This is a genomic window from Parasulfuritortus cantonensis, from assembly GCF_004337445.1.
Taxonomy (GTDB): domain Bacteria; phylum Pseudomonadota; class Gammaproteobacteria; order Burkholderiales; family Thiobacillaceae; genus Parasulfuritortus; species Parasulfuritortus cantonensis.
This window is the reverse complement of record NZ_SJZB01000006.1, coordinates 1-9,924: the sequence shown is the minus strand read 5'-3', so window position 1 is coordinate 9,924 and position 9,924 is coordinate 1. Positions and strand designations below refer to the sequence as shown.

Genomic DNA, 9,924 nt, shown 5'->3' with positions numbered 1-9,924 from the left:
CCGCCAGATGTCGGGCAAGCAATCGCCGGCTGAGATAGCGCATGTACACGTCAGAGCTGTGGACTTCGTCGATCACCAGCAGGGAACGGTCCAGACAGGCGGCACGCAGGTGGGCGTGGGGTACCTGGATGACCGACAACAGCGCTTGGTCGATGGTGCCTACGGCCACCGGAGCGGCCAGGTACCGCTTGGGCCGCTCCGCCGACCAGGCGCGTTCGCGGCGCATCTGCTCGGCTTCGTGCCAAAGGGCGGCAGGATCGGGCAGGAGGTCGGCGGCCTCGCCGTCGATCCGGGCGTAGCCGGGTACGGCCAGCAGGACCGGTGGATGGTCTGGGCCGAAGACGTTGTTCATAGCCTTCAACACGCGGCCGTACAACTCGCGCGCGGCAACCCGTGTCGGCAGGGCGAAGTAGAGGCCATCCACGGCACCGGCCGCGAACAGGGCCAGGAAGTGCAGTATGGCGGCTTCGGTCTTGCCGGACCCGGTGTCGGATTCGGCGATGATCAGTGGCGGCAGGTCGGCATCTGCGAGTGCCACCTGCAGGGGCTTGGGGTCGGCGGTGATGTCGAAGATCCGGGAGAAGGATGGCAGGGACTCCAATCGTCCGCGTGCGCCGGAGACGTCCAGGCCGACCGCGGCGAGAGCCTTCTTCGCCTGACGCCTCGCCCAGGGGATGCGGCTTCCCTCCTGGTGGAATGGGAAGAAGGCATCCCGATGCGAGCCAAGCCAGTCGGCCAGCATGAGCAGGCCGGCGAACCGATGTTCCAGCGGCTCGGTCAGCGATAGTGGTTCGGCTTCAACTTCGAAGGCTGACGGAAACGTTTCGCGTGCCGCCTGGCCCAGCTCGGCCAAGGCGGCAAATGGGTCGTAGGTGGCATCGGGTCGCCACAGCTTGCGGGCATGTTCGCTGTCGTAGGCATCCAGTTGATCGAGCGTATAGGCCGGTTCGCCATGGTGCGAGATCGCGGCAACGAGCAGGTGAAGCATGTCGGTGTCGGGGTCGACGAACCAGGTGGCCATATCCGCGAGGCCCAGGGCTGCGACCGCACCCTCGCGCAAAGTGTCGTCATAGAGCAGTGCCGCGGTTTCTCGGATGTGTCCGGCCCTGAGGCGGGACTTCGGGTCGATCCTGGCCTGGAAGCCTCGGTTGCATTTGCCAAGGTCATGCAGAAGCGCAAAGACCGCCAGCCGGTCCAGGTGGGTGTCCGTCAAAGGCTGGACAGCTTCACGCGCGAGTGCTCTGTGGAGGCTGCGCAGCTCGCAAAGCTCCCTGAACACGCTGGCAACATCAACGGCATGGTTAACGAGAGACAAGCTATCGGTCACATGCCCGCTCTGCTTATCGATAAGAGCCTTCCCCCACGTGGTCATCGCCCCCCTTTAGGCGAAAGCGTACACTGGCCACGGGCGATTTTTAATGGCCGCGGGCAAATTGCGTTGTTTTTTCGACCGCATGTCGGTCCTGTTTTCTTCGGACCCAGAACGCGGTGTCTCCGGTGACCCCGACGGCAACCGACTGGGCATCCAGGGATGGCAGCCGCTAACCTCGCCCTACCGGGGTAAAATCATCGCCGGCCGTCGGCAAACAGGTAAATTGTTGTTTTTATGTGCATGCTAGCTGTTTCCGAAGCAAATCGTTGAACGCAACAATGTAATGCAATGCATTGATATATATGAATAAACTTGGAATTCTATTCGTCTGCATGGGCAACATCTGCCGTTCGCCCACCGCCGAGGGCGTCGTCCGCAAGACGCTTCGCGACGCCGGCATGGCGGACCGGGTCCACCTCGACTCCGCCGGTACCCACGGCTATCACGTCGGCAGTGCGCCCGACCCGCGCGCCAGCGAGGCGGCGGCCGAGCGTGGCTATGACCTGTCCGGGCTGGTCGGGCGCCAGGTGACGGCGGGCGATTTCCAGAAGTTCGACCTGATCCTGGCCATGGACCGCGACAATCTGGTCAACCTGCTGCGCATCTGCCCGCGCGGCATGGAGAATAAGGTGCGCCTGTTCCTGTCCTTCGCCCGCTACTACACCGGCCAGGAGGTACCCGATCCGTATTACGGCGGCCAGGATGGCTTCGCCCGCGTCCTGGACATGGTCGAGGATGCCGCCGAGGGCCTGGTCGAAGAGATTCGCCGACGCCAGGCTTGAAATGGCCGCGGCCGGCCATAGAACTTCCTGACGCAAACAACAAAGCACTTTCATGTCCGAACAGCAGCATCCCATCGAGGGCGAGATCCTCGAACCGACGGAGGAGGGGGCCGAGGCCCTGGCGGGCCTGCCGGCCCAGACCCTGCCCTCGGCCATCCACATCCTGCCGATGACGGACAAGCCGTTCTTCCCGGCCCAGACCCTGCCGCTGGTGATGAACCAGGGCCCCTGGATGGAATCGATCAAGCAGATCGGCGAGACGCCGCATCATCTGGTCGGCCTCGTGCTGGTGCACGGCGACCAGTCCGACGACGCCCGGGCCGACGACTTCTACCCGATGGGTACCCTGGTGCGCATGCATCACCCCATGCACGCCGACGGCAAGATCCAGTTCATCGCCGAGGGCATCACCCGCTTCAAGGTGGTCGAGTGGATATCCGGCAAGCCGCCTTATTACGCCCGCGTGGAATATCCCGAGCCGTCCGCGCGGCAGAACCAGAACAACGAGGAGATCAAGGCCTACGCGCTGGCGATCATCAACGCGATCAAGGAGTTGCTACCGCTCAATCCCCTCTATTCGGAAGAACTGAAGTTCTTCCTGAACCGTTTCTCGCCCAACGAGCCGGCCCTGCTGACCGACTTCGCCGCCAGCCTGACCACGGCGCCCAAGGCCAAGCTGCAGGAGGTGCTGGAGGCGGTCAACCTGCGCCGCCGGATGGAAAAGGTCCTGGTCCTGATCAAGAAGGAACTGGAGGTTGCCAAGCTGCAGACCCAGATCCGCGAGAAGGTCGAGGAGAAGATGAGCCAGCAGCAGCGCGAGTTCTTCCTGCGCGAGCAGCTCAAGGCGATCCAGAAGGAACTCGGCATCGCCAAGGACGACCGCACCGCCGACATCGATCTCTACCAGGAGCGCATCCGGAAGCTCAAGCTGCCGGCCCATGCCGAGAAGAAGATCGGCGAGGAGATGGACAAGCTCGCCGGCCTGGAGCACGGCTCGCCGGAATACACGGTCACGCGCAACTATCTGGACTGGCTGACCAGCCTGCCCTGGGGCCGGCATACCAAGGACAAGCTCAACCTGGAACGGGCGCGCAAGATACTCGACCACGACCACGACGGCCTCGACGACGTCAAGGAGCGCATCGTCGAGTTCCTTGCCGTGGGCGCGCTGAAGGGCGAGGTGGCCGGTTCCATCCTGCTCCTGGTCGGCCCGCCCGGGGTGGGCAAGACCTCCATCGGCCGGTCCGTGGCCAATGCCCTGGGGCGCAAGTTCTACCGCTTCTCGGTGGGCGGCATGCGCGACGAGGCCGAGATCAAGGGCCACCGGCGCACCTACATCGGTGCCATGCCGGGCAAGTTCATCCAGGCCATCAAGGAGGTCGAGTCGGAGAACCCCGTCATCATGCTCGACGAGGTGGACAAGATCGGCGCCTCCTACCAGGGCGACCCGGCCTCGGCGCTGCTGGAGGTGCTCGATCCGGAGCAGAACCACGAATTCCTCGACCACTACCTGGACGTCCGCTTCGACCTCTCCAAGACCCTGTTCATCTGCACGGCCAACCAGCTCGACACCATCCCCGGTCCCTTGCTGGACCGCATGGAGACCATCCGCCTGTCCGGCTACCTGACCGAGGAAAAGCTCGCCATCGCCAAGCATCACCTGTGGCCCAAGCAGCTCAAGAAGGCCGGCCTGAGCCGCGGCCAGGCCAACATCACGGACGGCGCCATTCGCAAGATCATCGACGGCTACGCCCGCGAAGCCGGCGTGCGCCAGCTCGAGCAGAACCTGGGCAAGGTGGTGCGCAAGGCCGCCGTGCAGATCGTCCGCAAGCAGGCCGACAAGGTGCACGTCACGGCCGCCGACCTGGAACGCCTGCTCGACCAGCCCGCCTACGTGCGCGAGAAGCCGGTCAGCGGCATCGGCGTGGTCACCGGCCTGGCCTGGACGGCCCTGGGCGGCGCCACCCTGACCATCGAGGCGACCAAGGTGCACACCTTGAACCGCGGCTTCAAGCTGACCGGCAAGCTGGGCGAGGTGATGCGCGAGTCCGCCGAGATCGCCTACAGCTACGTCTCCAGCCACCTGAAGACGTTCAAGGGCGACCCGAAGTTCTTCGACGCCGCCTTCGTGCACCTGCACGTTCCCGAAGGCGCGACGCCCAAGGATGGCCCGTCGGCCGGCATCACCATGGCCACGGCCCTGCTGTCCCTGGCGCGCAACGAGAAGATCGGCCGGCCCCTGGCCATGACCGGCGAGCTGACCCTCACCGGCCAGGTCCTGGCCATCGGCGGCGTGCGCGAGAAGGTGATCGCCGCCAAGCAGGTCGGCATCCACGAGCTGATCCTGCCGGAGGCCAACCAGCCCGATTTCGAGCGTCTGCCGGACTACGTCAAGGATGGCCTCACGGCGCATTTCGTCCGCCATTACAAGGACGTGGCCAAAGTCGTATTCGAAGCATGAGCGAGACGGAGCCGCTCGAACTCGGCGCGCTCGAACCGGTCATCGAGCCGGCGGCGGCGATCGCCCGCGTGCTCGGCCAGCCCTGGAACGAGCTGCCCCAGGACCTGTTCATTCCGCCCGACGCCCTGGAGGTCATCCTCGAAGCCTTCGAGGGACCGCTCGACCTGCTGCTCTGGCTGATCCGGCGCAACAACCTGAACGTGCTCGACATCCCGATGGCGGACCTGACCCGGCAGTACATCGAGTACATCGAGGCCATGCGCGTGCACCGGCTCGAACTGGCGGCCGAATACCTGGTCATGGCGGCCATGCTCATCGAGATCAAGTCGCGCATGCTGCTGCCGCGGCCGGAACGCCTGGAGGAGGGCGACGAGCACGACCCCCGTGCCGAACTGGTGCGCCGCCTACTGGAGTACGAGCAGATCAAGCTGGGGGCACAGAAGCTGGATGCCGTGCCGCAGATGGGACGCGATTTCCAGATGGTCAGCGTCTATCTGGACCGCCTGGCCGTGAAACGCCTGCCGCAGGTGAGCCCGGACGACCTCATGGCGGCCTGGGCCGACATCCTGAAGCGGGCCCGCATGAACACCCGCCATCGCATCGGCCGCCAGGAGCTTTCGGTGCGCGAGCATATGAGCCGCATCCTCAAGCACCTGCAGGAACAGGGGCGCTCCCTGTTCAGCGACCTGTTCCCGGACCCGGCCGGCCGGCCCGAGCTGGTGGTAACCTTCCTGGCCCTGCTGGAGCTGACCCGCGAACGCCTGGTGGACATCGTCCAGACCGAGCCGTTCGCACCCATCTGGGCCAGTGCCTGCATAACCGACTGAGCCTCGCCATGACCGTCACCACCCTCGAAGACATCAAGCGCGTGCTCGAAGCCGTGCTCCTGAGCGCCACGGTGCCGCTCAGCCTGAACGAGTTGAAGCGGGTGTTCGAGGTCGAGTTGCACAACGACTTCCTGCGCCGCGCCCTGGAGGAACTGCGCCAGGACTGGCAGGGCCGCGCCGCCGAGCTGACCCTGACCGCGGAGGGCTGGCGCTTCCAGACCCGGCCCGAGTTCCAGCCCTACATCGAGCGCCTGAATCCCGAGAAGCCGCCCAGGTATTCGCGCGCCACCCTGGAAACCCTGGCCATCATCGCCTATCGCCAGCCGGTGACCCGGGGCGACATCGAGGAGATACGCGGCGTCGCGGTGAACAGCCAGATCATCCGCACCCTGGAGGAGCGGGGCTGGATCGAGGTGGTGGGGCACAAGGACGTACCGGGCCGGCCGGCCCTGTTCGCCACCACCAAGCAGTTCCTGGGCGACCTCAACCTGCGCGCGCTGGCCGAGCTGCCGCCCCTGCCGGAACTGGCCCGGGACAGCCTGCTTGCCGGACTGCCCGGCCCGGAGGCCGCGGCGGACGCTGGCGGAGTCGCCGGAGCCCAGTAATATATGCACCGGATTCCCGCCCATGGTGCGGGAATGACGGGTACGCGGACGTACCCTCAACTGCCATAGGATAAAAACAACATGCCCAGATATTCGTTCCTCGGGCGGCCGCTGAAGGCCGACCCCGATGCGGAGTCGCACAGCGAGAAGCTGCACAAGATGCTGGCCGGCGCCGGGCTCGGCTCCCGGCGCGACATGGAGGCCCTGATCGAGGCCGGCGCGGTGACGGTGAACGGCCTGCCCGCGAAGGTCGGCGACCGGGTCAAGCCCGGCGACCAGGTCAAGGTGCGCGGCCGCATGGTCAAGCTGGAGTGGGAGGAGACCCTGCCCAAGGTCCTGATCTACCACAAGGAAGACGGCGAGATCGTCTCCCGCGACGACCCCGAGGGCCGCCCGAGCGTGTTCGCCAAGCTGCCGCGCCTGAAAGGCCAGCGCTGGATCTCCATCGGCCGCCTGGACTTCAATACCGAAGGCCTGCTGGTGTTCACCACCAGCGGCGAACTGGCCAACCGGCTCTCCCACCCGCGCTACGAGGTCGAGCGCGAATATGCCGTACGCATCCTCGGCGAGCTGACCCAGGAGCAGATGGACCAGCTCACCGCCGGCGTCGAGCTGGACGACGGCCTGGCCCAGGTCGAGAGCATCTTCTCGGCCGGCGGCGAGGGGGCCAACCAGTGGTACCAGCTGGTCATCAAGGAAGGCCGCAACCGCGAGGTCCGCCGCCTGTTCGAAGCCCTCGGCCTGACGGTGAGCCGGCTGATCCGGGTGCGCTTCGGCCCCATCGCCATGCCGCCCAAGGTCAAGCGCGGCATGTTCCTGGACCTCACCGACGCCCAGGTCAGGGAACTCCTGAAATGGTGTGGCCTGAGCGCCGACCAGCCGGCCAAGAAGCCGCTCGGGCGCCGGGGCGAGGAGGCCGGCAAGGGCGGCCATCCGTATCGGCGCCGGGTCCAGAAGCGCTCCGACGACTGAACCTAAGCCTCAGGCGGCGGGGCGTTCCGGGAGCCACCTGAGCAGGGTGGCGTAAAGCAGGTCCGGTTCCACCGGCTTGGCCACGTGGTCGTTCATGCCGGCCTCGAGGCAGCGCCGGCGGTCCTCGTCGTAGGCGTTGGCCGTCATCGCCAGGATGGGCGTGTCGCGGTAGGCCGGCAGGGCGCGGAGGGTACGGGCCGCCTGCAGGCCGTCCATGACCGGCATCTGGAGGTCGAGCAGGATCAGGTCGTAGCGGTTGCGCTCGGCCAAGTCGACCGCCACGGCGCCGTTCTCGGCGACGTCGACCTGCAGGCCGGCGTCGTCGCGCAGCAGGTACAGGGTCACTTCCTGGTTGATCTCGTCGTCCTCGGCAACCAGGATGCGGCAATCGCCGTACCGTTCGCGCAGTTGTTCCGCTGCCGACGCCGTCGTCGCGTCGGTGTCCCGGCCGTCGCTTTCCGCCACGACGCCCAGGCGGGCCGTGCACCAGAACAGGCTGCCCCGGCCCGGTTCGCTTTCGACCCCGGTCTCGCCGCCCATCATCCCCGCCAGCCGGCGGCAGATCGCCAGGCCCAGGCCGGTGCCGCCGTACAAACGGGTGGTGGAGCCATCGGCCTGTTCGAAGGGCTGGAAGATGCGCGCCAGCTTGTCGGCGGGAATGCCGATGCCGGTGTCCTCCACCTCGAAGCGGACCAGGAGGTCGCTGTCGTTCCGTTCCAGGCAGCGGCCGCGCAGGGAGAGGCGGCCGTGCTCGGTGAACTTCACGGCATTGCCCAGATAGTTGAGGAGTATCTGGGCCAGCCGGGTGACGTCGCCGACCAGGCGGCCGGGCAGGCCGTCGAGGTCGACGTCGAAATGCAGGCCGCGTGCCGCCACCTGGGCATCGAGCAGGGAATGCAGGTTGCCGACCAGGTCGGCGACCGCGAACTCGTGCGGTTCCAGGGTCAGGCGTCCGGCCTCGATCTTGGAGAAGTCGAGTATGTCGTTCAGGATCCCGAGCAGGTGGCGCGCCGAGGCGCTGATCTTGGCCAGGCGCTCGGTCTGGCGCGGCGAGGCGTTCTCCGTCGCCAGGATGTGGGCCAGGCCCAGGATGGCGTTCATCGGCGTGCGAATCTCGTGGCTCATGTTGGCCAGGAAGGTGCTCTTCGCCCGGCTGGCCGCCTCGGCCCGGGCGAGGGCGGCGTCCAGTTCCGCGGTGCGCCGGGAGACCAGTTCCTCGAGGTGCTCGCGATACTGGTCCAGTTCCGCCTCGATGCGTTTGCGCTCGGTGATGTCCTGCTTGACCGCCAGGTAGTGGCTGACCTGGCCATCCGGCTGGCGGATCGGCGCGACGATCGCGTATTCGTGGTAGAGGCTGCCGTCGCGCCGGCGGTTGATGAACTCGCCCTGCCAGGGCCGCCCCTCGGTCAGCGCGGCCCAGAGTTCCGCGTAGGTCGTGCGCGGTGTCTGACCCGACTGCAACAGGCGCGGGTTCTGGCTCATCACGTCCTCGCGGGCGTAGCCGGTCGCCGTCAGGAAGCTCTCGTTGACGAACACGATGCGGGCCTCCAGGTCGGTGATGACGATGCTTTCCGGGCTCTGTTCGACGGCGCGGTTGAGCTTGCGCAGCTGGTCCTCGGTGCGCAGGCGCTCGCTGATGTCGCTGAACGTCACCACCGCACCCACCAGGAGGCCGTCGCGCCGCTGCGCGTTGGAACGGTATTCGACCGGCACGGCGGTGCCGTCGGCGCGCCAGAACACGTCGGTATCGACGTGGTGTTCGCCCTCGCCGCGCAGGGTGCCGAGTATGGGGCACTGCGCCGCCACGCAGACGCTGCCGTCGGCGCGGGCGTAATGGATCAGGTCGTGCATGTTGCGGCCGATGACGGTGTGCTCGTCGACGTAGCCGAGCATGGCGAGGGCGGCCGGGTTGATGAAGGTGCAGGCACCGCTCAGGTCGACGCCGTAGACGCCTTCGCCGGTGGACGCCAGCAGGGAGGAAACGCGCGCCTCGTTGCTGCGCAGCAGGCCGACCGCCGTCGTGAAGAAGATCAGCAGGCCGCCGCCGATGACGAGGAGCAGGAACAGCCAATTCCGCTCGACGTCGATGTGGGCCAGCTCGTCCAGGCTGCGCGGCATGTACACGGTCAGGGCGTCCTCCGGCAACGGCCTCGCCAGCAGCAGCATGGGCTCGTCCATGCGGCCCAGGCGCAGCAGGTTCTTGAAGCGGGCATGGCGCCAGGGCGCCTGGACCAGCGGCGCAAAGTCGGTGCGCTTGTATTGATGCAGGCGCTCCGCACCGGACAGGCGGGCGATCGCGTTGTCCGGCAGCGTCCGGTACAGGAAATCGGCATCCGAGGCGACGACGACGACACCGTTGGCATCGGCCAGGAAGGCCTCGTCCTGGGCGATCCAGCGCGCCATGGCGGCGACGTTGCGCTTGACCACCACGGCGCCCAGGAAGCGGCCGTGGGCCAGCACCGGGTAGGAATAGTAGAGCCCCGGCACGCCGGTCACCTTGCCGACGGCGTACTGGTAGCCGGGCCGGCCCGCCCGCGCCTGGTCGAAATACAGGCGGTCGGCGTAGCGGCCGGCCAGCAGGCTGTCCGGCGCCTGGGCGCCGCTGGCCGCGATGCAGTCGCCGGCCTGGTTCAGCAGCCACACGATGTCGGCCCGATGGCCGGCCGCGACGGTGTCGAACAACGCGTTCAGGCGAACCAGGTCGCCTTGCCCGAGCAGATGCTTGCGCAGGGCCGCGCGATCGGTCGTCGGCAGGCGGCCGAACTTGTGCAGGGCTGCCTCGACGTCGGGCAGTTGGGCGAGCGAACGGGGTACCGCCTGGAGCAGCCCCAGGCTCTCGCGCACGTTCTCCGCGACGTTGGCGAGCTCGCGTTCGGCCGTCAGATACTCGCGCTCGTACAGGCGG

7 protein-coding genes are annotated in these 9,924 nt (G+C 66.9%); 5 read left to right on the top strand and 2 right to left on the bottom strand.

Annotation, left to right across the window (positions count from 1 at the left end; genetic code table 11):
• On the bottom strand, positions 1 to 1,327 hold a 1,327-nt coding region (locus EZJ19_RS01285), incomplete at its 3' end, for a CRISPR-associated endonuclease Cas3'' (protein WP_165873417.1).
• 347 nt (positions 1,328 to 1,674) lie between these two features.
• On the opposite strand from EZJ19_RS01285, the gene EZJ19_RS01280 reads away from it, so the two are divergent.
• From EZJ19_RS01280 to rluB, 5 genes are all read left to right on the top strand, one after another.
• On the top strand, positions 1,675 to 2,154 hold the full coding sequence (locus EZJ19_RS01280; protein ID WP_131444495.1) for a low molecular weight protein-tyrosine-phosphatase: 480 nt from the start codon (positions 1,675 to 1,677) through the stop codon (positions 2,152 to 2,154).
• A gap of 52 nt (positions 2,155 to 2,206) precedes the next feature.
• Positions 2,207 to 4,615: an endopeptidase La gene (gene lon, locus EZJ19_RS01275; RefSeq protein ID WP_131444494.1), complete on the top strand. Its 2,409-nt coding sequence runs from the start codon at positions 2,207 to 2,209 to the stop codon at positions 4,613 to 4,615.
• On the top strand, positions 4,612 to 5,442 hold the full coding sequence (locus EZJ19_RS01270) for a segregation and condensation protein A (protein WP_131444493.1): 831 nt from the start codon (positions 4,612 to 4,614) through the stop codon (positions 5,440 to 5,442). The genes lon and EZJ19_RS01270 overlap by 4 nt, the downstream gene beginning before the upstream one ends.
• An 8-nt stretch (positions 5,443 to 5,450) precedes the next feature.
• Positions 5,451 to 6,047 carry an SMC-Scp complex subunit ScpB gene (gene scpB / locus EZJ19_RS01265; protein WP_131444492.1) on the top strand — a complete coding sequence of 199 codons (597 nt, stop codon included), beginning with the start codon at positions 5,451 to 5,453 and terminating at the stop codon, positions 6,045 to 6,047.
• A gap of 81 nt (positions 6,048 to 6,128) precedes the next feature.
• The gene (rluB, locus tag EZJ19_RS01260; protein WP_131444491.1) at positions 6,129 to 7,019 is read left to right on the top strand and encodes a 23S rRNA pseudouridine(2605) synthase RluB; all 891 of its coding nucleotides are present in this window, start codon (positions 6,129 to 6,131) and stop codon (positions 7,017 to 7,019) included.
• Positions 7,020 to 7,028: 9 nt separating this feature from the next.
• Here the strand turns inward: rluB and EZJ19_RS01255 are convergent.
• A partial coding sequence (locus EZJ19_RS01255) for a PAS domain S-box protein (RefSeq protein WP_131444490.1) occupies positions 7,029 to 9,924 on the bottom strand: 2,896 nt, incomplete at its 5' end.